Origin of the sequence: Bifidobacterium aesculapii (assembly GCF_001417815.1) — a bacterium.
Classification (GTDB): Bacteria; Actinomycetota; Actinomycetes; order Actinomycetales; family Bifidobacteriaceae; genus Bifidobacterium; species Bifidobacterium aesculapii.
In genome coordinates, this window is the sequence record NZ_BCFK01000029.1 from 1 (window position 1) to 20,400 (window position 20,400).

The 20,400-nt window shown below is 61.7% G+C and carries 25 protein-coding genes and 1 pseudogene; 13 read left to right on the forward strand and 13 right to left on the reverse strand.

Features of this window, described 5'->3' with window-relative positions:
* The first annotated feature begins 573 nt into the window (after positions 1 to 573).
* Positions 574 to 768: a hypothetical protein gene (locus BFAL_RS04145; protein ID WP_055427169.1), complete on the forward strand. Its 195-nt coding sequence runs from the start codon at positions 574 to 576 to the stop codon at positions 766 to 768.
* The gene (locus tag BFAL_RS04150; protein WP_055427170.1) at positions 765 to 1,142 is read left to right on the forward strand and encodes a type II toxin-antitoxin system HicB family antitoxin; all 378 of its coding nucleotides are present in this window, start codon (positions 765 to 767) and stop codon (positions 1,140 to 1,142) included. Before BFAL_RS04145 ends, BFAL_RS04150 begins: the two co-directional genes overlap by 4 nt.
* A gap of 66 nt (positions 1,143 to 1,208) precedes the next feature.
* Here the strand turns inward: BFAL_RS04150 and BFAL_RS11955 are convergent.
* The 9 genes and pseudogenes from BFAL_RS11955 to ychF form a co-directional block, all read right to left on the reverse strand.
* A pseudogene (locus BFAL_RS11955) lies at positions 1,209 to 1,460 on the reverse strand (tyrosine-type recombinase/integrase); the annotation flags it as partial.
* A gap of 212 nt (positions 1,461 to 1,672) precedes the next feature.
* Positions 1,673 to 1,984 (reverse strand): DUF2442 domain-containing protein, encoded by a 312-nt coding sequence (locus tag BFAL_RS04155; RefSeq protein WP_055427171.1) that lies wholly within the window; start codon positions 1,982 to 1,984, stop codon positions 1,673 to 1,675.
* A gap of 15 nt (positions 1,985 to 1,999) precedes the next feature.
* The gene (locus BFAL_RS04160) at positions 2,000 to 2,266 is read right to left on the reverse strand and encodes a DUF4160 domain-containing protein (RefSeq protein ID WP_055427172.1); all 267 of its coding nucleotides are present in this window, start codon (positions 2,264 to 2,266) and stop codon (positions 2,000 to 2,002) included.
* A 32-nt stretch (positions 2,267 to 2,298) separates the two neighbouring features.
* On the reverse strand, positions 2,299 to 2,907 hold the full coding sequence (locus tag BFAL_RS04165) for a GNAT family N-acetyltransferase (RefSeq protein WP_055427173.1): 609 nt from the start codon (positions 2,905 to 2,907) through the stop codon (positions 2,299 to 2,301).
* A 425-nt stretch (positions 2,908 to 3,332) separates the two neighbouring features.
* A complete protein-coding gene (locus BFAL_RS04170; protein ID WP_055427174.1) occupies positions 3,333 to 5,063 on the reverse strand; it encodes a DUF2326 domain-containing protein in 1,731 nt (576 codons plus the stop codon).
* The gene (locus BFAL_RS11850; protein ID WP_055427175.1) at positions 5,053 to 5,289 is read right to left on the reverse strand and encodes an ABC-three component system middle component 6; all 237 of its coding nucleotides are present in this window, start codon (positions 5,287 to 5,289) and stop codon (positions 5,053 to 5,055) included. Before BFAL_RS11850 ends, BFAL_RS04170 begins: the two co-directional genes overlap by 11 nt.
* Positions 5,289 to 5,873: a hypothetical protein gene (locus tag BFAL_RS04180; protein ID WP_152973529.1), complete on the reverse strand. Its 585-nt coding sequence runs from the start codon at positions 5,871 to 5,873 to the stop codon at positions 5,289 to 5,291. The genes BFAL_RS11850 and BFAL_RS04180 overlap by 1 nt, the downstream gene beginning before the upstream one ends.
* Entirely contained in the window at positions 5,857 to 6,048 is a 192-nt protein-coding gene (locus BFAL_RS10955) for a hypothetical protein (protein ID WP_152973530.1), read from the reverse strand. Before BFAL_RS10955 ends, BFAL_RS04180 begins: the two co-directional genes overlap by 17 nt.
* A 220-nt stretch (positions 6,049 to 6,268) precedes the next feature.
* On the reverse strand, positions 6,269 to 7,369 hold the full coding sequence (gene ychF, locus BFAL_RS04185; RefSeq protein WP_055427177.1) for a redox-regulated ATPase YchF: 1,101 nt from the start codon (positions 7,367 to 7,369) through the stop codon (positions 6,269 to 6,271).
* Positions 7,370 to 7,938: 569 nt separating this feature from the next.
* Between ychF and BFAL_RS04190 the strand changes: the two genes are divergently transcribed.
* From BFAL_RS04190 to BFAL_RS04230, 9 genes are all read left to right on the forward strand, one after another.
* The gene (locus tag BFAL_RS04190; RefSeq protein ID WP_055427178.1) at positions 7,939 to 8,601 is read left to right on the forward strand and encodes an amino acid ABC transporter permease; all 663 of its coding nucleotides are present in this window, start codon (positions 7,939 to 7,941) and stop codon (positions 8,599 to 8,601) included.
* Positions 8,594 to 9,310 carry an amino acid ABC transporter permease gene (locus BFAL_RS04195; RefSeq protein WP_055427179.1) on the forward strand — a complete coding sequence of 239 codons (717 nt, stop codon included), beginning with the start codon at positions 8,594 to 8,596 and terminating at the stop codon, positions 9,308 to 9,310. The genes BFAL_RS04190 and BFAL_RS04195 overlap by 8 nt, the downstream gene beginning before the upstream one ends.
* Positions 9,303 to 10,091 (forward strand): amino acid ABC transporter ATP-binding protein, encoded by a 789-nt coding sequence (locus tag BFAL_RS04200; RefSeq protein WP_055427180.1) that lies wholly within the window; start codon positions 9,303 to 9,305, stop codon positions 10,089 to 10,091. Before BFAL_RS04195 ends, BFAL_RS04200 begins: the two co-directional genes overlap by 8 nt.
* A gap of 69 nt (positions 10,092 to 10,160) precedes the next feature.
* Positions 10,161 to 11,015 (forward strand): transporter substrate-binding domain-containing protein, encoded by an 855-nt coding sequence (locus BFAL_RS04205; RefSeq protein WP_055427181.1) that lies wholly within the window; start codon positions 10,161 to 10,163, stop codon positions 11,013 to 11,015.
* 198 nt (positions 11,016 to 11,213) lie between these two features.
* Positions 11,214 to 11,702 (forward strand): D-aminoacyl-tRNA deacylase, encoded by a 489-nt coding sequence (gene dtd / locus BFAL_RS04210; RefSeq protein WP_055427182.1) that lies wholly within the window; start codon positions 11,214 to 11,216, stop codon positions 11,700 to 11,702.
* A gap of 101 nt (positions 11,703 to 11,803) precedes the next feature.
* The gene (locus BFAL_RS04215; RefSeq protein ID WP_055427183.1) at positions 11,804 to 12,106 is read left to right on the forward strand and encodes a hypothetical protein; all 303 of its coding nucleotides are present in this window, start codon (positions 11,804 to 11,806) and stop codon (positions 12,104 to 12,106) included.
* A 102-nt stretch (positions 12,107 to 12,208) separates the two neighbouring features.
* Complete coding sequence (locus BFAL_RS04220; RefSeq protein ID WP_055427184.1) at positions 12,209 to 12,892, forward strand: HAD family hydrolase; 684 nt, start codon at positions 12,209 to 12,211, stop codon at positions 12,890 to 12,892.
* 223 nt (positions 12,893 to 13,115) lie between these two features.
* A complete protein-coding gene (locus tag BFAL_RS04225) occupies positions 13,116 to 14,159 on the forward strand; it encodes a zinc-dependent alcohol dehydrogenase family protein (protein ID WP_055427185.1) in 1,044 nt (347 codons plus the stop codon).
* 139 nt (positions 14,160 to 14,298) lie between these two features.
* Positions 14,299 to 14,832 carry a helix-turn-helix transcriptional regulator gene (locus tag BFAL_RS04230; RefSeq protein WP_055427186.1) on the forward strand — a complete coding sequence of 178 codons (534 nt, stop codon included), beginning with the start codon at positions 14,299 to 14,301 and terminating at the stop codon, positions 14,830 to 14,832.
* Between the two features lie 33 nt (positions 14,833 to 14,865).
* On the opposite strand, the gene BFAL_RS04235 is transcribed toward BFAL_RS04230, so the two are convergent.
* The 4 genes from BFAL_RS04235 to BFAL_RS11210 all read right to left on the reverse strand — a co-directional run bounded on the left by BFAL_RS04235 (position 14,866) and on the right by BFAL_RS11210 (position 17,944).
* Complete coding sequence (locus BFAL_RS04235) at positions 14,866 to 16,053, reverse strand: SPFH domain-containing protein (protein ID WP_055427187.1); 1,188 nt, start codon at positions 16,051 to 16,053, stop codon at positions 14,866 to 14,868.
* A 105-nt stretch (positions 16,054 to 16,158) separates the two neighbouring features.
* Positions 16,159 to 16,392: a hypothetical protein gene (locus BFAL_RS04240; protein WP_055427188.1), complete on the reverse strand. Its 234-nt coding sequence runs from the start codon at positions 16,390 to 16,392 to the stop codon at positions 16,159 to 16,161.
* A gap of 35 nt (positions 16,393 to 16,427) precedes the next feature.
* On the reverse strand, positions 16,428 to 17,795 hold the full coding sequence (locus BFAL_RS04245) for a DUF6591 domain-containing protein (RefSeq protein ID WP_082440357.1): 1,368 nt from the start codon (positions 17,793 to 17,795) through the stop codon (positions 16,428 to 16,430).
* A complete protein-coding gene (locus BFAL_RS11210; protein WP_160319026.1) occupies positions 17,792 to 17,944 on the reverse strand; it encodes a hypothetical protein in 153 nt (50 codons plus the stop codon). The genes BFAL_RS04245 and BFAL_RS11210 overlap by 4 nt, the downstream gene beginning before the upstream one ends.
* Positions 17,945 to 18,184: 240 nt before the next feature.
* Between BFAL_RS11210 and BFAL_RS04250 the strand changes: the two genes are divergently transcribed.
* Positions 18,185 to 18,625: a helix-turn-helix domain-containing protein gene (locus BFAL_RS04250; protein ID WP_055427194.1), complete on the forward strand. Its 441-nt coding sequence runs from the start codon at positions 18,185 to 18,187 to the stop codon at positions 18,623 to 18,625.
* A gap of 8 nt (positions 18,626 to 18,633) precedes the next feature.
* Positions 18,634 to 20,376 carry a serine/threonine protein kinase gene (locus BFAL_RS04255; protein WP_236691665.1) on the forward strand — a complete coding sequence of 581 codons (1,743 nt, stop codon included), beginning with the start codon at positions 18,634 to 18,636 and terminating at the stop codon, positions 20,374 to 20,376.
* Positions 20,377 to 20,400: the final 24 nt, after the last annotated feature.

Here is a 20,400-nt window from a genome sequence, read left to right on the forward strand (position 1 = left end):
CATAAGTTCTTCATCCGTCATACCGGTGTTTTCCGTATTGTCGAAAACCCGTCTGCCCATAGGTCAAGGTATCTGAACGGGATGCCGAGTTGCTCTGACGCGGTGTCGACTCTTACTTCTGTTGCGGAGATAATTGTACCGTAGGCTTGCCCTATCATCTGCTTGAACAGCAGGGGTGACTCGACATCCACTGCGACCGGTTCGTGTTTTTCCCATCCGCGGGCGCTGAGTTGTATCTGCAGGGATCGTGACCGTTGGGAGTTAATTATTCCGGGTGCTGATGTTCTCATGATGAGCGCCGATATGGCCATTCCCTAGCCAGCTTTCGCGTGGACGAATATGCGCATGCTGGAATTCGGCGAGAAGATGTTTCTGGCGTCCTCTTCCGTCATGAGGAACGCTCCGGTTCTGGCACATGATTCGCCCTTTCGGAAAAGTCATCCATCCACAGTGTTGTGGAAACACCCCCGAATGCTACATTGCGCCAGACCCAACGGTGCAATCGTCGCCCTGTCCGCATCGTTTCAGTAAATACCGCTTTACTTGATAAGTAAATAAGTATAGACTATAACTATGAAGCGTAAGGAACTGGAGAAGCGGATTCACAGGCTCGCCAAGGACAACGGCCTTGAGGACGTCTGGACCGAGGGTGGCAACCACAGCAAGGTCACCGTCGGCAACGCCCAGACGACGGTGCCGCGCCATGGCGAGGTCAACGAGCTCACCGCCAGGGGAATCCTGAGATACATCGAAAGGAACATGAAATGAGCGGAACAGTGGACGTCACCGCCGTGTGCACGCGCAGCGGCGGCTGGTGGGCCGTCGAGGTCCCCGAAATCCCCGGCCTGTTCACGCAGGCCCGCCGCCTCGACCAGGTGGAGGACATGGTACGCGACGCGGCCGAAATGCTCGACGTGCAGGTCGGGGCGGTGGCCATCGACCCCCGGCTGGACGAGGACACGCAGCGCATGGTCGACAGCCTGTTCGCCAAACGCGACGAGGCGCGCAGGGCCCAGGACGAGGCCTCGAAGCTCGCCCGATCCACCGTCGCCGCACTGCGCGGCGAGGGGCTGACAGTGCGCGACGTGGCCACGGTCACCGGCGTCAGCCCACAACGTGTCAGCGCCCTGCAGAACGCGTGACCGGCCCACATGAAGACAGCCTCGGTCGCTCGTTTTGAGCGCCGGGGCTTTCGTCGTTGGTTTCGTCTAGGTGGTTTCCTCGATGATTTCGGCTTCGATGATGTCGGTGTCGTCGTGGAGTTCGGGGATGGCCTGGCCGAGGAGCTTGGTGAGGCCGGCCGCGTCACGGTGGGTGTAATGGTTGGTCATCTGGATGCTGGTGTGGCCCATGATGCGGTTCTGGCGTCATCGGGCATGTTGGCGCGTGCCGTCATGCTGGCGGTCCAGTGGCGCGCTGTGCACGTTGACCATGGGCAGATCGGCGGCGGCGAGCGCCCTCCGGGATTGCCGGAATTGCACTCTATTTACACTCTATCGCCGCGGGAAACGGCGGAATACGTGCGGAAAACGACGGTTCCCCGTGCATCGGAAAACGGCGCGATTCCAACGCCACGGAACCCCCGGAACCCTTGGAGTCACGCCGTTTTACAGGGGCGTTGCCCCCTACTTGGAGACGTTAAATTCGAACTCCACGACATCGCTGTACGGCCTCAGGCTGAAACCAGCTCACCGTAGGCGGCATATTCGTATGAGTGCTCATACAAGTATGTGGGCGAGATATCAATGTCACCGTCACACCAAATCAAGATTCCGTGATCGATACGGAAGTCCTCGAATGTCTTCTCGTCCCGCAACGGGGCGAAGGCGGGAATATCGTCGAACATCTCGGTAAAATCACACAAACGTGTCTCGCCGGTGGAGAACGTCACCAGCATGACGTGATCGCCGGGGACACGTGCCGATCGAATTTCCAGCTCACGAGAGGGTTCATCCGCATACAGGATGCCGTTCATCTCAAACATGATGGGCTTCCTTCCTTACGAAAGCGGCTTGATACGGTCGAACGGACGCCCGGACACGTCCTCGTTCCACGCCTTGTACAATTCATCCTCAGGCAGGGCCAGCCATGCAGCCACCAGCTTGTATTGCTTGGCGGGAAGGGAGCTGGCCAGCAACTCGCCGTCGATGCCGATAGAGGCTTTGAAGTCACCGTAGTACACATGGACGTGAGGCTTGTGATGCTCGCTCTCGTCCTGATACATCATGCGAACGATGATTCCGAAGAACCGGCTCAGCTCCGGCATGTCCGCCTCCTATCCAGCCGCCTGCAGTATTGCTATGCCCTATCTTGAGTATATTTCTCAGCGATGATGATGCGGAAGACGTCGTCATGATATACGTCAATAAGGCTGAAGTAATCGTGTACTGATTCGAAGACCGGTTCCATGCCGCATTTAGCCATCACGCGACCGGACTGCGTGTTCTCCCTGTAGTGTCCGCCCCACACCGCGTCCTTGTGCAGCGTATCGAAGGCGTAGCCGAGCACTGCGTTTAACGCCTCGGTCATGAAGCCTCTGCCCCAGAACGGGCGCCCGATCCAATAACCCAATTCCAGCGCATTGCCGCCAAGATACTTGCCGTAACGCTCCCTGAGCGCATCGTTAGCCTCGACCGGGTCAATGGTGTAGTGGCTGACCGGCTTGAGCGCGATGCTGCCGACCGGCTCATCGCCGTTCTTCTTGATGGTGATGGCCCAGTTGTTCTCCACGGCCAGAATGTTCCTGATGTCGTTCAGACTGCCCTCGACACTGGTATGCGGAGGCCAACCGCACAACAATCCGATCCCTGGGTCGGAGGCATACCGGAACAACGAGGTGGCCTCGGCCATGTCATCGACCTTCCACGGACGCAGTAGCAAACGTGCGGTTTCAATCGTCTCGCTCATCTGGGTCTCCCGAGCTGGTGGAACCAATGGCTCCGTATACTAACACACAGCATCTGGATATGACGAGACCCGCCCTCCTTCCTAGGGGACGGGTCCGTCCTTCCATGTCAGACTATGCGATGTAGCGTGTCACATTTCGTGTGTCAATGGCGGATTCCCGTGACAGATGACACGGGATTTGTGTCAACGGGATTGGCTTGGTTTCAGCCCTTGCTGACGTTGAACTTGAACTCGACTCCATCGCCGGTTTGCGTCATAATTGTGCAGACAGCAACCTGGATGACTGTCGTGAAGCATTGCGATATATCCCGCGCGCAGAAGCACGGTGAAATCACAACTCCGTGTAGGTCGGGACCGGACGCGAGGCTTGCCGATAACAGCAACCTTCCATGCCTTCTGACAGTGCGCAACCCGGAGGACTCTCTTTATTTTTGGTTTCCTTCAAATAACCTGTCTTGCATGGACAGCGTGAGGATAGTCATATTCCTTTGTTTTTCTCCAGAAATACCCGATGAGTTCAGTTTTTCTTGGAGAATGGCGACTATATATTGGCTTTGACAATAATCGGCTTCGTCAAATGTGGCAACAAGGTGGTTGCCTTCGACATTTTCAATGACATCATGTACAACGAATTCCGGTATTGTTCTTCCTTGGCTTTTTGCATATTGCTGGTACGCCAAATCATATGCGGCTATGAGTGATTTTCTTGTTCCCGTGCTGGTGCCATCGTCTAGATGGTTTAACGACACCGGGAAGTTGTGTGGATTCGGATCGTAGATCAGTATGGGTTTTTCTTCGCTGATTCTCTCCGCGATCGGAGTGAAGTATTTTTGGTTGAATTCCTCGAAGATTTCCTTGTAGTTCTGGTTTCTTACGATGCGTTCTTCCAGCTGTTTTTCTTCGGCGCTTTTTCCTTCTATTTCATTCTTGAAAGCACGAAGTGTGTCCAATGATTCTTTTTCAGCGCCAAGGTCCTGCAGGATCTGTAGGTGTTCCTGCATAAGTTCGGTGTATTCGTCAACCTTCTGATTCTCTACGATGGCAAGGTATGGGGCGGCACCTTTCGTAAGTTCCTCGCGGGATTCCATATATTGTTTCTTGCTGTTTTTGAGATCGTCTACTATTCCCCTGAAATAATCGATTTTGTTTTGGATAAGCTCGTTATTGAATTCCAGCATTTCTTCGAATTTTTTTGTGATACCAGGAATCAGGGAATGGATCTCTTCGAAAAACTCGGCAGAAAGGTCGGTGTCGGGTTTCCTGTTGCGTTCTGATACTGCCTCATTCAGGATGTCCATGTTTCTCTCGATTAGGAAATCAATGTCGGATATCTGATGGGTCAGTTCATCGTATTGTTCCCGAGCTTGAATAATCTCATCACGGTTCTTCATGAACGTCTTCGCGTCCATGATGTCATCGATTCTGGCTCTCAGTTCCCGCTCTTCATGTTCCATGGAGGAGATTTTTTGTTCCAGTCCTTCCAGCGACTCGGCGGTTGAGCGCACTCTTCGATACTTCATCTCCGCGCTCCGGATACCGCGAATCTCTTTTTTCAGATTTGCGAGCCGGACATCATCAGCGGGATCGGATACGCCAAAAAGATAGTTATATGCGGATCGGTATATTCCATTTCCGCCACGGTCGCCCTGGGGTATGCATCTCAAGAAGGAATCCTCGTCTCCGTCCAATGAGATCCGGACAAAAAAGTCAATCAGCTGCCTGAATGACGGGTTCTTCCTCTCGTCATCGAACAGGAACTCCTTGAGCCGACGATGATATTCAGAGAACTTCACCTTCTCACCATCGATATACCGAGCTCCGCGCTCGAAAAGATCGACCTGCAGGAACATCGTTCTCGATGTCTTCCCGCTGGGCAGATCACTGGAAAGCTTGCCTTCGACGGCGATTCGTTCCGTTGCGATGAATCGCTCCAGAACCTTATTTACCGCCCCATTTTCGGCATCAGTGTAGATACTTTTGCGCTTGTCCGCTCCAAGCAGTACGTCGATGAGCCTGAGGAACGTCGTCTTGCCCACGTGATTATGACGTTCCGAATCCTCGGCATCAACGACGAGGTTCGTGCCCTTGTGAAAGGTTACTCGCCGTAGCTCCTCATTGGACTGTTTACTGACGATACTGAGAAATTCAATGAACATGGAGATTTCCTTTCCTATCCACATATACCTTGTCGAGAAGGAACAGGAAGTCCAAGGCCATCATGTAGAAATCGAAACTGACGGGTTTGCATGCCGTGTACTCACTCACCTTTCGATATAAGGCAGAAAGGTCGAGTGATCCTTCCCTTTTCAGGGTGCCGTATGCAATAGCGGAAATATAGTACACAGTGTTCGTTGGCGCATTATTGGAGTCTAATAACAACACTAATTATTACCTCGCTTCACTCTGTTCTCGTTCACGAGTACCTTGCACCGGTGGACACCGCAGGCCATTAGCGCATAGATGAATTTTTCGATATCAATATCGCGATACTTGTCCCTGTCAAAATCAAGTGAACCAGTGATTTTCCCGATTAGCTGTTCCTTGATTTTATCCAGTACAGCATCGCCGTCTGAAACGACCGGGTTTCCGTCCTCATCACAGTCAGCGACCTGCACGAAGATAGTACCAAGCTGTCTAATGATATCGTTGCTGTCCGCAAAATCCTGAAGCATCCCATCCAAGTAGCCGTACTCAACGGAATACGAATCGAATATCTGATGGTACCGTCGGACCCCGTTATAACGGAGTTTTCCCTTGAAAGGCATGGGTTTCTCCAGCGTATCATCGCTGCTTTTGGGGCAGGTGCTCTGAAATACGCATAAGAGGTTGTATATCGCTGTCTTGGTCAGTGGCTTCCCACTTGGGAACACTTGCAATGTTGTCGCATTCGGTGCGACAACATTGTCGTTGCCGGATATGTTGACCCCGCCATTTTGAGCACTTTGATGATTAACGCCGGCCATCATCACGTCCTACAGCATTATGATCTCCAATGACATTGACTCCGCTGTTTTTCGCCACCTGCTTATTGCTGGAGTTCTTCATTTTCTTGATTTCACTATTGTTCTTTAGCCCGATACCAGCAGCGATAACGGAAACGATAGAAGCAACTATGCTGAGTACCATTTCGAGAGTCCCCATTGAAAAACCTCCTCAGGAATGTCGACAACTATGAGCAAATATGGAAGAAGCGAAATCACATATCAAAACAGTCAACACAGGGATTAATCTTCTTTCTCAGAGTCAGCTCGCCGTCAAATAGCTCACATAGCGTAATATCTCAATCAGATATCGCTGCCGGGATACCGGTGAAGGCCCAGGAATCACGGGGAAACCAAGGCCCCTCAACACTACCCAGCAATCACTTCTTAGACGTTGGGGAGAACTTGAACTCGACGATGTCGCCGTCCTGCATGAGGTAGTCGCGGCCTTCCTGGCGGAGCTTGCCCTCCTCCTTGATAGTGGCCATCGAGCCGTCGGCGGCGACGAAGTCGTCGTAGGAGACGATGTCGGCCTTGATGAAGCCCTTCTCGAAGTCGGTGTGGATCACGCCGGCGGCCTGCGGGGCGGTGAAGCCCTTGTGGATCTGCCAGGCGCGCACCTCCTTGATGCCTGCGGTCAGGAAGGTCTGCAATCCGAGCACGTCGAAGCCGACGCGCGCCAGCTGGTCGAGACCCGACTCCTTGAGGCCGGCGTCCTCGAGCATCTCGCGGGCGTCCGCCTCGTCGAGCTCGGTGAGGTCGGCCTCGAACTGGGCGTTGAGGAACACGGCCGGCGCCGGTGCGACGGATTCGGCGAGCTTCTTCTTCAGCTCGTCGTTGGCGAGCTCGTTGTCGTCCACGTTGAACACGTAGATGAACGGCTTGGCGGTCATCAGGTGCAGGTCGTAGACGGATTCCTTGTCGAAGCGGCCCTCGCGCGCGGCCTTGTCGAGCGTCTCACCCGCCTCGAGGATGGTCTTCGCCTCCTTGACGGCGTCGAAGTACTCCTGTTCGATCTTCTTGCCCCTGAGGTCCTTCTCGAGTTTCGGCAGCGCGTTCTCGATGGTCTGCAGGTCGGCGAGAATCAGCTCGGTGTTGATGGTGTCGATGTCGTCGGCCGGATCGACCTTGCCGTTGACATGCACGATGTCGTCGTCCTCGAAGGCGCGCACGACCTCGCAGATCGCGTCCGCCTCACGGATGTTCGCAAGGAACTTGTTGCCCAGACCCTCGCCTTCGGAGGCGCCCTTGACGATGCCGGCGATGTCGACGAACGTGACGGTGGCGGGCACGATCTTCTCCGTGTGCACCAGCTTGGCGAGCACCGGCAGGCGGTCGTCCGGCAGCGGCACGACGCCCGTGTTCGGCTCGATCGTGGCGAACGGGTAGTTTTCGGCGAGCACGTTGTTCCGGGTCAGTGCGTTGAACATGGTTGACTTGCCGACGTTCGGCAGTCCGACGATTCCGATAGTTAGAGACATGCCATCCAGTCTAAGGGCGAAAGCGACAAAGGGCGCCGGTTTCCGCCCGTGACCGGGGCCTTTCCCGTACCGGCGGCGTCGCCCGGCGAATCGCCCGGCGCGGTTCGCATGTCCATATCGCGGTTCCGACTATCCGATAACGGGGTATAAGCAATCCTCATAACGGCAATGGCATGCCGGTCGCGTCGTGTGCGCCTGTTGGAATGGTGATGAGGTTGCCAGTCCTTGGAAACAGTGGTTTTCCGTGGGTCATGCTATTTTCTCGTGATTGTTCCGACAACTAGCGAACCGCAACGCGATGTGAGAAACTGAGCGTAAATGTTCGAAGTTTGGTAGAAATGGGTTGTCTGTTACCCACTATTCTTATGGGTGACATACGAAAACTGGGCGGACGGGTCCCGGTGGATTCCCGCTCCTCCGAACACGCCAGGCGGGACCGCGCGCGCCGGCGTACCGGGACACGCGACACACAGAAGAAGAGAAACGAACGATACAAGGGAATCGCACACCCGCGAACATCACATGATCATGACAACCAAGACAACCAAGACCGGGGAAGGAGGGCCGCAGTGAGCTGGGAAGTCATCAGGCAGGCGCTCCCGCTGTTCGAGAAGGCGTTCATCGTCACGCTCAGGCTTTCGGCGGTCAGCGTCGTGCTCGCCACGCTGCTGGGACTCGTGCTCGCACTGTTGCGCGAATACCGCGTTCCGGTCCTCTCGCAGATCAGCACCGTGTTCCAGGAACTGTTCCGCAACACGCCTCTGCTCATCCAATTGTTCTTCCTGTACTACGGATTGCCGTCCATCGGAGTCAAATGGAGCGCCGAGACATGCGCGATCGTCGGCATGTCCGTCCTCGGCGCCGCATACATGTGCGGAGCGTTCGAAGGCGGCTTCAGCGGTATCCCGCGCGTGCAGAACGAGTCCGCGAGGGCGCTCGGCCTGTCCCCGCTGCAGATGATCAGGCACGTGACCCTGCCGCAGGGATTGACGCGCAGCGTCCCCGCCGTCGCCGCGAACGTCATCTTCATGGTCAAGGAGACGAGCGTGTTCACCGTCATCGCCGTGCCGGAGCTGACCAACACCGCGCGCGACCTCATCGGCATGTACTACCGCAGCGACGAATACCTGCTCATGCTGGTCGTCGCCTACGCGATCGTGCTCATTCCGCTGTCCATCATCCTCACGCTCATCGAAAGGAGGGTCCGCCGTGGAACCTTCGGTGATGACTGACGCCTCGGGCGCCGCGGTCACGCTGGCCTCCGGCGCGAGCGTCCTGTTCACGGGCGACAACTTCACGCGACTGCTCGCGGGCCTCGGCACGTCCGTCACCGTCGCCGGCCTCGCGCTGGTCGTCGGCATCCCGCTCGGCATCGTGCTCGGCGCGTTGCGCATCCTGCGCAACCCGGTCCTGCGCGCGGTCCTGCGCCTCTACCTCGAGTTCTTCCGCATCGTGCCCACGCTGGTCATCCTGTTCCTCGCGTACTACATCCTGCCGCGCGAACTCGGCGTGCAGGTCGACGGCGTGACCGTCGCCGTCGTCGCCTTCGGACTGTGGGTGGCGGCCGAGATCAGCGACATCGTGCGCGGCGCCCTCATCTCCGTGTCCGACCATCAGGTCGACGCCGGCAAGGCGCTCGGCATGAACGGACTGCAGATTCTGTGGTACGTGCGCATCCCGCAGTCCATCAACCTCATGGTGCCCGCCACCATCAATCTCGCCGCCCGCGTGATCATGACCACGTCCCTGCTGCTGCTCATCAGCGTCATCGACGTCATCACGGTCGGACAGCAGATCATGGAGGCCAACCGCATGACCCACCCGGACGCCGCGTTCTGGGTGTACGGATTCATCTTCTTCCTGTATTTCATCATCTGCTGGCCGCTGGCGATGATCGCCAAGGCGCTGGAGAAGCGAGCCAAGGAGCGTAACAATGGCTGAAGCCGAAATCGAAACCACCGCCGCGGGCGAAGGCGAGCCGCTGCTCTCCGTACGCCACCTGCGCAAGGCCTACGGCGACCACGAGGTCCTCAAGGACGTCAGCTTCGACGTGCGCCGCGGCCAGGTGCTCGTCCTGCTCGGGCCGTCCGGCTCCGGCAAGTCCACGCTCATCCGCTGCCTCAACGGGCTCGAGACCATCCAGGGCGGCGAGATCCGCTTCAAGGGCGAGCTCGTGCCGAACAACAACGAGAAGGCGTGGCGCCGCCTGCGCACCCAGATCGGCATGGTGTTCCAAAGCTACGACCTGTTCCCCAACCTCACCGTCGCGAGGAACATCGAGCTCGGGCCCACCAAGGTGCAGAAGCGCCCCAAGGCCGAGGTCGACGAGCAGATGGACCGGCTTCTCGCAGACGTGCAGCTGTCCGAATACAAGGACGCGTACCCGCGCGAGCTCTCCGGCGGGCAGAAGCAGCGCATCGCCATCGTGCGGGCGCTCGCCATGAACCCGGAGCTCATGCTGTTCGACGAGGTCACCGCCTCGCTCGACCCGGAGATGGTGCGCGAGGTGCTCGAGCTCATGCTCCGCCTCGCCAGGCGCCATATGACGATGATCGTCGTCACGCACGAGATGGAGTTCGCGCGCCGCGTCGCCGACACCGTCATGTTCCTCGAGAACGGCGTGATCCTCGAACGCCAGTCCGGCGACGAGTTCTTCACCCACCCGGCCACGGACCGCGCGAGGAACTTCCTCGAGAGCATGTCGCCCGTCGGCGCCGAGTGACGGCGCATATCCCATACCATTTTCCCTATTTTTGCCAACACAGCACAACCAAATGAGAGAGGAACCATCATGTTCAATCTGAAGCGCATCGCGGCGGGCGTGCTCGCCGCCGCCACGCTGGTCTCCGTCGCCGCATGCGGCAACGGACCGGACCCGGCCGCAGGCGGTTCGTCCGCGTCCGGCCAGCAGGGCCAGACCGTCGAGCAGATCAAGAAGGACGGCACCATCCGCATCGCCACCTTCGGCGACCTGCCGCCGTACGGCTACGTGAAGAACGACGGCACGCGCGCCGGCTACGACGTGGCGCTCGGCAACCAGATCGGCAAGGACCTGGGCGTGAAGGTCGAATGGGTGCAGGTCAACGCGGACGGCCGCGTCGACTCCCTGAAGTCCGACAAGGTCGATCTCGTGCTCGCCAACTTCACCGTGACCGACGAGCGCAAGCAGGTCGTCGACTTCGCCGAGCCGTACATGAAGGTGTCCATCGGCGTGGTCTCCCCGGACAGCGCGAAGATCACCAGCGCCGACCAGCTCAAGGGCAAGGATCTGGCCGTCACCAAGGGCACGACCGCCGAGACCTACTTCACGCAGAACTACCCTGACGTGAACCTCCAGAAGTTCGACTCCAAGACCCAGCAGTTCCAGGCGTTCAAGGACGGCCGTGTCGCCGCCCTCGCCGACGACAACACCTACCTGTACGCGTGGGCCAAGGACAACCCGGGCTACACCGTGGGCGTCAAGACCCTCGGCGAGGAATCCACCATCGCCCCGGCCGTCAAGAAGGGCAACAAGAGCCTGCTCGACTGGACCAACAAGGAGATCAAGACCCTCACCGCCGACGGCTTCTTCGAGAAGGCGTACGAGAGCGAGCTCGCCCCGAGCTTCACCTCCGACATCAAGCCCGAGGACGTCATCATCAAGTGACGTTCGCGGAGGACGCCGCAGCGCTCCGCCCGCGCGCATCCCATCGATCGATGGATGCATAGGCGCGGTGGACGCGAGTAGGTGACAGTCAGGACGGGGAGGTTCCGGCAATGCCGGGCCTCCCCGTTTCGCATACCGTCACGGATCCTCCAGTCAGCCGCAAGGTCGACGCGCACATGCCGTGGCATAATCGGGTGCATGCGCATCGTCATCCAGAAAGTGTCACAGGCAAGCGTCGACGTCGTCAACGAACTGGGCGGCATCGACCCCACGTTCGAGCCGCGGCAGATCGGCCACGGGTACATGATCCTCGTCGGCGTCTCCGATACGGACGGCGACGCCGAAATCGCCTGGCTCGCGCACAAGGTGCTCAACCTGCGCGTCTTCGAGGACGAGCAGGGGAAGATGAACCGGTCCATCCAGGACGTGGGCGGCGAGATCCTGTCCATCTCCCAGTTCACGCTATACGCGGACGTGCGCAAGGGCAACCGTCCCAGCTTCGTCGGGGCGGGCGCGCCGGAACACGCGGACATCATGTGGATCCGCTTCAACGAGGCGCTGCGTTCCGGCGGCGTTCCCGTGCTCGAAGGGCGATTCGGCGCGCACATGCGCGTCGGCCTCGTCAACGACGGCCCGGTCACCATCGTCATCGACACCGACACGGACATGCCCCACCGCAAGGCGTAACCCGTTCCCGCGCACCTGCGGGAACCCCGCGGCCTTCCCGCGCGACCCGAGAACCGCGTGACCTGTGAACCGTGAACCATGAACGTTTGAAAGGAACCTCCATGATCCGAGCCATCGACCTGACGGACATCGACCTGTCCGGCCTCGACCTGTCGGTCTTCGACCGCATCGCCGTGTGGTACGGGAGTCTGCCCGCCGAGGTGCGCACCTGCCTGAGCGTCGCCATCGGCGCGGCCATCGCCTACGTGGTTTTCAGGATCGTGGTGCGGCTCATCAAAGGCATCATCGCGTCCGTGATCGCCGCCGTGCTCGCGTTCCTGCTGACCACCGTCCCCGGCAACATGCTGCTCTCGCAGGCGTACGACCGCATCGAACAGCAGGTGACCACCAGTCTTCACCAGTGAGACGTACACCGGAGCGTGCCGTCGCCGCGAGTCCTGCCGCGCGCACGCGCCCGGCGCGCCTATAGTGGGACGGGTACGGACGATGAGTGCAAGGGGGAACGCATGCGGGTATTCGATTTCGACGGGACCATCTACGACGGCGAGAGCCTGTTCGATCTCTACCTGTTCAGCGCCAGATACGACATGAAGGTGTTCCGGCATCTCGCCCCGGTGCTGCGCTACGCACTCAAATACAAGCTCGGCAAGGCTACGCTCGAACAGATGGAGCGCGGCGTGGGCAAGGTGGCGCGCGGATACCTGAAGGACCTGTCCACATCCAAGGGCGTGGACGACCTGCGGCTCCGGTCGCTCGGCGAGATCACCAAGGCCGGGCTGGGCGGCGACGTTCTCGCGCGGGACGCGTCCGTCATCGGGGCAGACGATCTGACCGGTGGACTCAGATCGCTGGTCAGCGCGTTCTGGGACCGCAACATGCGCAAGATCAAGCCATGGTACGAGCCGCGTCCCGACGACGTGATCCTCACCGCCTCGTTCGACGTGACCGTGGGGGAGGCGTGCCGCAGGCTCGGCGTACAACGCCTCATCGCCTCCACCATCGACCCGGAGACACTGGAGGTCACTTACCTCAACTTCAACACCAACAAGCCGAAGCGACTGCGTCAGATACTCGGCACAGACACGGTGATCGACGAGTTCTACACGGACAGCGCCTTCGACCAGCCGATGATCGACATGGCGCGCAAGGGATTCATGGTCAAAGGCGACACGGTCACGCGCGTGAAGTGAGCCGTGCTCGTCCGTCTCTCCCCGGATGCCTGTCCGGCACATCCCGTCCGCGTCTCCGCCCGGCGGCGTGTCGCGGCTTGCGCCTCAAGCGCTCCAAGTCGCTACCGTGAAAACCGTCAACGCGCAGCAATCCCGTAGCGCGCCGTCGCGTGTGCAGGACGTCACGAAACCGTCCTGCACGCAGCTACGGCCGCGTGCGACGACAGAAGGAAAGGAACCTGTGATGAGTGAGACGATGAAGGCCGCGGTGTTCGTGAAGCCCGGCGAGATCGCGGTGCGCGAGGTGCCGAAGGCGCGCGTCGAGCAGGACACGGACGTGCTGGTGCGCGTCGTGCGCGCCTGCGTATGCGGCTCCGACCTGTGGTATTTCCGCGGGCTCTCCGGCCACGCGGAGAACAGCCAGATCGGCCACGAGGCGATCGGCGTGGTCGAACAGGTCGGCGCGGACGTCGAGACCGTCACGCCGGGCGATTTCGTGATCCTGCCGTTCCCGTACAGCTGCGGCGTCTGCCCCGTATGCGAGGCCGGTTTCGAGTCCGTGTGCCCGCACGGCGGCTACTTCGGCGCGAACCAGGCGGAATACGTGCGCGTGCCCGAAGCGGACGGCACCGTCGTCAAGGTGCCCGGAAGCCCCACGGATTATGACGATGCCACGCTCGCATCCCTGCTCGCCATCTCCGACGTGATGTCCACCGGCTACCATGCGGCCGTGTCCGCCGAGGTCAAGCCCGGTTCGACGGCTGTCGTCATGGGCGACGGCGCGGTCGGCCTGTGCGGCGTCATCTCCGCCAGGATGCTCGGCGCGAAGCGCATCATCGCGATGAGCCGCCATGAGGACCGTGCGGCCCTCGCCCGCGAATTCGGCGCCACCGACATCGTCGCCGAACGCGGCCGGGAGGCCGTCGACAAGGTGCTCGCCATGACGGGCGGCTACGGCGCGGACGCTGTGCTCGAATGCGTCGGCTCCAAGCAGTCGTTCGACACGGCGATCGGCCTCATCCGCCGGGGCGGCGTCATCGGCCGCGTGGGCCTTCCGCACGACGTGGAGATCAGCGCCGAGGGCACGTTCTACGGCAACATCGGCATCAAGGGCGGCCCCGCGCCCGTCCGTCACTACGACCTCCATGCGGGTCTCCTCGACGCGGTCCTGAAGCATGAGATCGAACCCGGCCGTGTGTTCACCGCCGAATACGACCTCTGCCACATCCAGGACGCGTACGAGGCGATGGACCGCCGCGAGGTCATCAAGGCGCTCATCCGCTTCTGACGGGCCGGTTCCGTTCCTCCTGGTCCCGTTCGGCGAACGTCGCCGGCGTCCATCCTCTCAGGCGGGCGACCCCTCGTGCATTGACGGGGGAACGCCCGCCATTGCGTATGATGGGTGACAGCGTGGAAGGAGAAACGTCATGGCGGTGCCCGAAATCGAACGCCGGTGGATCGGCAAGTTCCAGGAGAATCTGTCGATCATCCGCAAGGTCGCGGGCTGGACCACGCAGGAACTCGCCGACGAGCTGGGTGTGGCGCGCCAGACCGTCTCCAACCTCGAGACCGGCAGAACGCCGATGAGCAAGCTCCAATATCTCGCGCTGCGCACCGTGTTCAACGCGCAGATCGCCAAGGACGAGAACCGCGACCTGGCCAGGGTCATCAAGACGCTCGTCGACGATCCCCTGGAGGGGACGGCGGAAGCGTCGGGGAGGTCCGGGGAGCCGACGGCGCCGATGATGCGGGACGATGCCGAAACGGACGGCGCGGCGTCCGCGGGCGAATCCGGCGAATCGCCCGCGACGGCCCGTGGCGCCGCGCAAGGGATCGGTCGCACGTCGTTGAGCGCCGCCATGCAGATTCTCACCATCGTCACAGGGGCCTTGGCCTCCGGGGCCGCGGCCGGCGCGCTGGCGTTCCTCATGTTCCCCGATTCCGGCAAAGGGCGGCGCTGACCGGCGGGGAGCCCGATGGGGCGGCCCCCGGGTTCACAGGCCGAGAATCTCCCGTTTCTTCGCGTCGAACTCCGCCTGGGAGAGGATGCCCTCGTCCATCAGCTCCTTGAGCTTCTTCAATGCGTCCAGCTGCTCGTCCAACGACAACGCCGGTGCGGCCGGACCGGTCTGAGCGGCCGGACCGGTCTGTGCCGATGCCGGCGTCGCCTGCGCGGCGGGCGCGGGCGGAGTCATGGGAGCCGCGTTCATCGGATTGATGGCCTGGGCCATGTTCATGCCGAGCAGCATGCCGCCGTCGCCGAAGCCATGCTCGCCGATGCCGTCCGCGATGCGTTGCTGCGCGGCCATGTTCCCCGCCTGCGACGAGACGCCCTCGTAGGCGGCGACGTTCATCCTGTTCGAGGAGAACCGTTGCACGAGCGCACGGGATTCGGGGGTGAACTCGATGCTTTCGATGCCCACGTTGGTGACTTCGAAGCCGAATCGCGCGGCCCATGTGCCGGCGTTCGCGGGGTTGTCGCGGACCGTGTCGGCGATGGTGTTCGACTGCCCCGGCAGCTGGGAGATGCGGTACCGGTCGGACAGGGAGTTGACGGCCACGCTGAACGATTGGATGAATTCGGAGAGGATCTGCCGGCGCGCACCCGGATCGTCGAACGAGTACGAGACCGTGTTGGCCGGCACGAAGTTGCGGACGAACCGCACCGGGTCGACGACCTTGAGCGACAGCGCCCCTCGCGCGCGGATTTCCAGATCCGTGTCGTAGAACCGGTCGTGATAGACGAGCGGTGAGGAGGTGCCGAATTTCACGCCGCGTATCTCGCGCAGGTTGATGAACGCCACGTATTTGGTGACGGACGGCTGGCCGCCGAATGTGAACCGGTCGGCCACCTGGTTGAACAACGAGCCGATGCCGTCGCCGGCGAGCATGCTTTTCTCGCCGTTCGTGTACTCGTATCCGCCTGGCTGCACGATCACGTTCTCGATGCCGGATTGGCTGAAGATGAACGCGGCCGTGTTTTCCGGCACGTAGATGCGGGAGCCGTTGGTGATCACCCCTTCGGAGCCGTATTCGTTCGATCCCCGGCCGTTGTTCGTCCCCCTGGGGATGCCCGGGGCGACGACCGTGTGCTCGGTGAACTCCCCGGCGGTGACGATGTCCTTCCACAGGTCGGCGAACGTGCCTCCGAGCGCGCCGGAGAACGCCTTGATGATCGCCATGTTCGATTCCTTCCTCATACGGGAGGTTCCCGCGGCGAAGCGAGCCGCCGCGGGAACCTCGATGGTATTGGTCTTCGTCATGCCAGGCCCGGCCCGGTGGGCGGGCTATGGCAGACGGGTCTGACGGTCGCAGTATTCGCAGCGCACCGTCTCGTGGCGTGCGCCGGACAACGGTGCGCCGCATCCCTCGCACACGCCGGTCGAACGCGATTCGGGCATGCCGAGTCCCGATCGGAACGCGCCGAACGTGTCCTTCAACGTGCCGGCCAGCTGTTCGGTGCCGGGGATGGCGTGCGAGAACGCCCGTCCGTCTTCGCCGCTGCGGCCCATTAGTCCCATATCCGTGTCCTCCTTTCGGTGACGCACGCCTCGCGTCACTGTGCGACGGTGGCGAGCTTCTCGTTCACGCGGGTCTGCACTTCGATGTAGTACTGCAGCTCCGCGTCGGTGAGCGATCCGTCGTTCATGGCGTCGAACTTCTCCATCGTGTCGCTGTACTGCTTGAGCCACTTGGTGTAGTCGGCGAGCATGGAGACGGGGTGGCCTTCCGAGTTGTACTTGTTCATGAAGTCGACGTACTCGTTCATGGTCTTCTCGTAGCTGTCCATCGCGGCCTTGAAATCGGAGTCCGACGTGCCGGCTTGGGTGGAGGAATCCGCGCCCGCGTCCGTGCCGCCGGTGGAGCCCTGCCCGGTGCCGTTGGCGGCGGAGCCCTCATCCGTGCCGTCGCCGGCACCGGTGTTCTGGTCCGTGGAGTCCTGAGGCGGGTAGATGGAGATGTCCATGACGTTCTTGTTGTCGTCGTTCACGGAGACGTGCACGCTGTAGCCCGCCTCGTTCTTGGCGTTGAACGCGGTGTCGGTCTTGGTGTAGTCGACGGTGAAGCCCTTCTCCTGCACCGAGGAGACGTATGCCGCGTACTGGGAGGCGTCGGTGTCGCACACGGAGACGGAGAACAGGCTGGAGCTTTCGCTGTTGATCTGTCCGGAGGCGGACTTCGGCTGCGGCAGCTGGGCGACGAGGTCGGAGGTCGGCCACGTGTAGTCCTTGCAGGTGACCTTCAGCGACGCCTGCAGTTCGGCTTCGTTCGCCTTGTCCTCGATGCCGTCGCGCACGATGCCCACGCCGCCGACGATCAGGGCGACCACGGTGATGCCGACCGCCACCCATGCGAGGATGCGGCCCTGGACCTTCCCGTCCTTGCGCGTGACGTACACGGAGAATCCCGAGAGCAGCGCCGGCAGGATGGCGAAGAACACCAGCATGCCCCACGAGCCCATGCCGAGGAACGAGAAGAGGAGGAAGAACACGGCCACGATGATCGCGAACACCGCGAGCTTCGAGGTCTTCTTCGCCGCGGCGGCTCCTGAGCGCGATGCGGCCGCGCCGGCGGCGGGCGCGACGTTCATCTGCCGGTCGAGACCGGCGTAGAACTCCCGCGCGCGGTTGCCGGTCCGGTCGCCCTGCACGTCCAGCCTCGCCTGCGTGGCCGTGCCGTCCGGGAGCAGCGTCAGTGTGAGCCGTGCGCCGTCATAGTCATGGAAGACGATGGTGCCGGTGTGCGGGTCCTCGTTGTCAATCGTGAACGTGGCGCCCGTGGTCAGCAGGTCATGCGCGGCCTGGAACGTCTGCTGCACGCCGGCGGCGTAGGTCCGGTCCGCCGGGCGGGGTCCGCCCGTTGCGGATGCCGTATCCGTTGCGGGGACGATGGGCTGTGTCGGTTGTTCGGATGGGGTGGTCATATCCTGTTCCTTCTGCTCAGCAGCATCATGGTGACGGCGGATGAGGCGAGTGAGACGAAGGCCACAGTCAAACCGACCGCGATGGCGGTTCTCCAGCGTTCGCTCATGATCGTTGCCCCCTCGTCTTCCTTTGTCATGATGCTTGACATGAATCAATGTAATCTAATGTAAAAATGTAAGCAAATTGGCGAAGTGTTAAAAAGATAGCGTCATTGGCGCGCGGTTCCTTTCACTGCATGGACACTCATCCACCGCGCATTATTCCGGCGGAATCGGCAAACCGCCTCAGTCGGCAGCTGAATTCCGACGAACGGGCCCGCCCGCGTGCGCGAAACCGGGCGGTCCGCGCACACGGGCCGCCGGCAAGGCGGTATAAAGGAGCCATGGGCATGAACACCACGAAACGCGAGATCCTCACCGATGAGCTGTTGGACCGGCTGCTCGCCAGCGGCAGCATCGACGCATACCTCGACGAGGAGCGTCCACGGGACTATGAGTTCGTGGACTATCTGCGGTTCCTGCTCGCACGGCACGGGCTGAAGCGCGCCGATGTGGCGCGCGCCTCCGGCATCAACGCCACCGTCGTCTATGACGTGTTCTCCGGCAAAAGCCGTCCCGGACGCGACCATGCGGTACGGCTCGCGTTCGGCCTCGGCTGCGATCTGCGCGAGACCCAGCGTCTGCTGCGTCTCGCCGGCCTGTCCGAACTCTATTGCAGGCAGCGGCGCGACGCGATCGTCATCTGGTGCGTGGACCACGGTTTCGACCTCGCCTCCACGGACGACGAACTCCACCGTTTCGGCGAGCCGACGCTCACCCCATGCGACTGAGCATGACGATGGACGCGCATTCGGACGACGCGCGCGCGGAAAACCCGCGCATGGACGACAACCAGACCCTGCACGCCATGGGATTGGACGACGCCTACCATGTGGAGCGCACGCTCGCCGACGGTCCCGCAGGCGTCACGGAGCTCGTGACTCTGGACGGCGCCGGCCCGCTCGTGCGCAAGAAGATCCCCCTGCGGCTCGCACGCCGCAGACTGTGGTCCACGCTCGCGGACTGCCGTTCGCCGCGCCTGCCGCGCGTCGAGGCGGCCTACGAGCTGCCCGACCGGTTCGTGGTCGTCCACGACTACGTTCCCGGCGTCACGCTCGACCGGTACGTCGCCTCGCGCGGCCGCCTGGCCGCGGGCGAGGCGGTGCGCATCGCCCTGCAGGTGTGCGACGCGGTCGGCGAACTCCACGCGCACGGCATCATCCATCGCGACGTCACGCCCACGAACGTCGTCATCGCGGCCGACGGCGCACACCTCATCGACTTCGGCATCGCCCGTGAACGGTCCGCCGCCGGTGCCGCCCGCGCGCGCGACACGACCACGCTCGGCACATGGGGGTATGCGGCGCCGGAACAATACGGATTCGCGCCGACCGACGCGCGCACCGACGTGTACGCGGTGGGCCGTCTGCTCGGATTCATGCTCACCGGAACGCACCCGTCCGATACGTCCCGGTACGACCGGTCGATTGCGGATCCCGACGTGACGCCGCCGCCGTTGCGGACCGTCATCGCCAGGGCGTGCGCGTTCGAGCCGAGCGCGCGCATGCAGACCATCAGGGAACTGCGCCACGCGCTTGAGCAATGCGGCGCCGACCGCCGGCCGGCACCGCCGCAGACCCGGCTGCGGAACTCCGGGCGGACGACCGAACCGGACGGCACGGCGCGCACGGTTTCCGACGGACCGCACCCGCACCCGCACCCGCGCACACGCGGCACGGCGCGCATCCTCGCATGGGTGGCCTCCGGACTCGTCATGCTGCTGATCGCCGCGGGCGTCGGCTATGCCGCGGTGCGCGCGCATTCGGGCGGAGTCACGCCGCGGACGACGGTGTCCTCCCCGTCGCGCCGATCGTCGGGTGATTCCGGATCGGACGGAACCGACGCAGACGGAACCGGTTCCACGGACGGCACCCAAACCGGCGGCGGGGCGCCGACCGTGGAACACAATCCGATCGAACTCGTCGAATCGGGCTGGTCCGCAGAATCGGGCTACGTGGAATACGCGCTCGCCCTGCGCAACACGGACACGACGAAAACCGTGCGATTCCCGAAGGTCACCATCACCGGCCGGGACGCCGGCGGCTCCGTCATGTTCGCCGACACCGCGGTCTTCGCGCCCGTCTTCCCCGGCGAGACGGCGTACTTCGCCGGGCAAACCGGCGACGGCGACAAGCCCGCGGACGTCGCGTTCACGGTCGAGACGCCATCCGCCGACGACCTCATCGACACCGACGGCGTGGAATCCTACGCCATACGCGGCGCCAGGGAGCGCAGGACGGACCTCGACGGCGTCACGTTCAGCGGCGAAGTCATCACCGAACGCGACGACGACAACGGCGCCGGCGTGTACGCGGACGACGTCACCGTCACGCTCGTCCTGCGCGACAAGACCGGACGCATCGTGTTCGGGCGCAACGAAAACGTCGCCAAACCGGCGGTGGGGCAGGCCCGCGCCTTCTCCATCCAGACCTACGGCCTGCCCGCCTACGCGTCCTACGAACTGCACGCGCACGCCTCATAGACGCCCCCGGACGCCTACAATGGG

Coding starts and splice junctions, on each gene's coding strand:
- BFAL_RS04165 (WP_055427173.1), bottom strand. CDS start 2,907: ATGAGCGAGACGATTGAAACCGCACGTTTGCTACTGCGTCCGTGGAAG.
- BFAL_RS04170 (WP_055427174.1), bottom strand. CDS start 5,063: ATGTTCATTGAATTTCTCAGTATCGTCAGTAAACAGTCCAATGAGGAG.
- BFAL_RS04245 (WP_082440357.1), bottom strand. CDS start 17,795: ATGACCACCCCATCCGAACAACCGACACAGCCCATCGTCCCCGCAACG.
- BFAL_RS04180 (WP_152973529.1), bottom strand. CDS start 5,873: ATGATGGCCGGCGTTAATCATCAAAGTGCTCAAAATGGCGGGGTCAAC.
- BFAL_RS04155 (WP_055427171.1), bottom strand. CDS start 1,984: ATGTTTGAGATGAACGGCATCCTGTATGCGGATGAACCCTCTCGTGAG.
- BFAL_RS04225 (WP_055427185.1), top strand. CDS start 13,116: ATGAGTGAGACGATGAAGGCCGCGGTGTTCGTGAAGCCCGGCGAGATC.
- BFAL_RS04145 (WP_055427169.1), top strand. CDS start 574: ATGAAGCGTAAGGAACTGGAGAAGCGGATTCACAGGCTCGCCAAGGAC.
- BFAL_RS04240 (WP_055427188.1), bottom strand. CDS start 16,392: ATGGGACTAATGGGCCGCAGCGGCGAAGACGGACGGGCGTTCTCGCAC.
- BFAL_RS04200 (WP_055427180.1), top strand. CDS start 9,303: ATGGCTGAAGCCGAAATCGAAACCACCGCCGCGGGCGAAGGCGAGCCG.
- BFAL_RS04195 (WP_055427179.1), top strand. CDS start 8,594: ATGACTGACGCCTCGGGCGCCGCGGTCACGCTGGCCTCCGGCGCGAGC.
- BFAL_RS04230 (WP_055427186.1), top strand. CDS start 14,299: ATGGCGGTGCCCGAAATCGAACGCCGGTGGATCGGCAAGTTCCAGGAG.
- ychF (WP_055427177.1), bottom strand. CDS start 7,369: ATGTCTCTAACTATCGGAATCGTCGGACTGCCGAACGTCGGCAAGTCA.
- BFAL_RS04150 (WP_055427170.1), top strand. CDS start 765: ATGAGCGGAACAGTGGACGTCACCGCCGTGTGCACGCGCAGCGGCGGC.
- BFAL_RS04220 (WP_055427184.1), top strand. CDS start 12,209: ATGCGGGTATTCGATTTCGACGGGACCATCTACGACGGCGAGAGCCTG.
- BFAL_RS11210 (WP_160319026.1), bottom strand. CDS start 17,944: ATGTCAAGCATCATGACAAAGGAAGACGAGGGGGCAACGATCATGAGC.
- BFAL_RS04235 (WP_055427187.1), bottom strand. CDS start 16,053: ATGGCGATCATCAAGGCGTTCTCCGGCGCGCTCGGAGGCACGTTCGCC.
- BFAL_RS10955 (WP_152973530.1), bottom strand. CDS start 6,048: ATGGGGACTCTCGAAATGGTACTCAGCATAGTTGCTTCTATCGTTTCC.
- BFAL_RS04250 (WP_055427194.1), top strand. CDS start 18,185: ATGAACACCACGAAACGCGAGATCCTCACCGATGAGCTGTTGGACCGG.
- BFAL_RS04215 (WP_055427183.1), top strand. CDS start 11,804: ATGATCCGAGCCATCGACCTGACGGACATCGACCTGTCCGGCCTCGAC.
- dtd (WP_055427182.1), top strand. CDS start 11,214: ATGCGCATCGTCATCCAGAAAGTGTCACAGGCAAGCGTCGACGTCGTC.
- BFAL_RS04255 (WP_236691665.1), top strand. CDS start 18,634: ATGGACGCGCATTCGGACGACGCGCGCGCGGAAAACCCGCGCATGGAC.
- BFAL_RS04205 (WP_055427181.1), top strand. CDS start 10,161: ATGTTCAATCTGAAGCGCATCGCGGCGGGCGTGCTCGCCGCCGCCACG.
- BFAL_RS04160 (WP_055427172.1), bottom strand. CDS start 2,266: ATGCCGGAGCTGAGCCGGTTCTTCGGAATCATCGTTCGCATGATGTAT.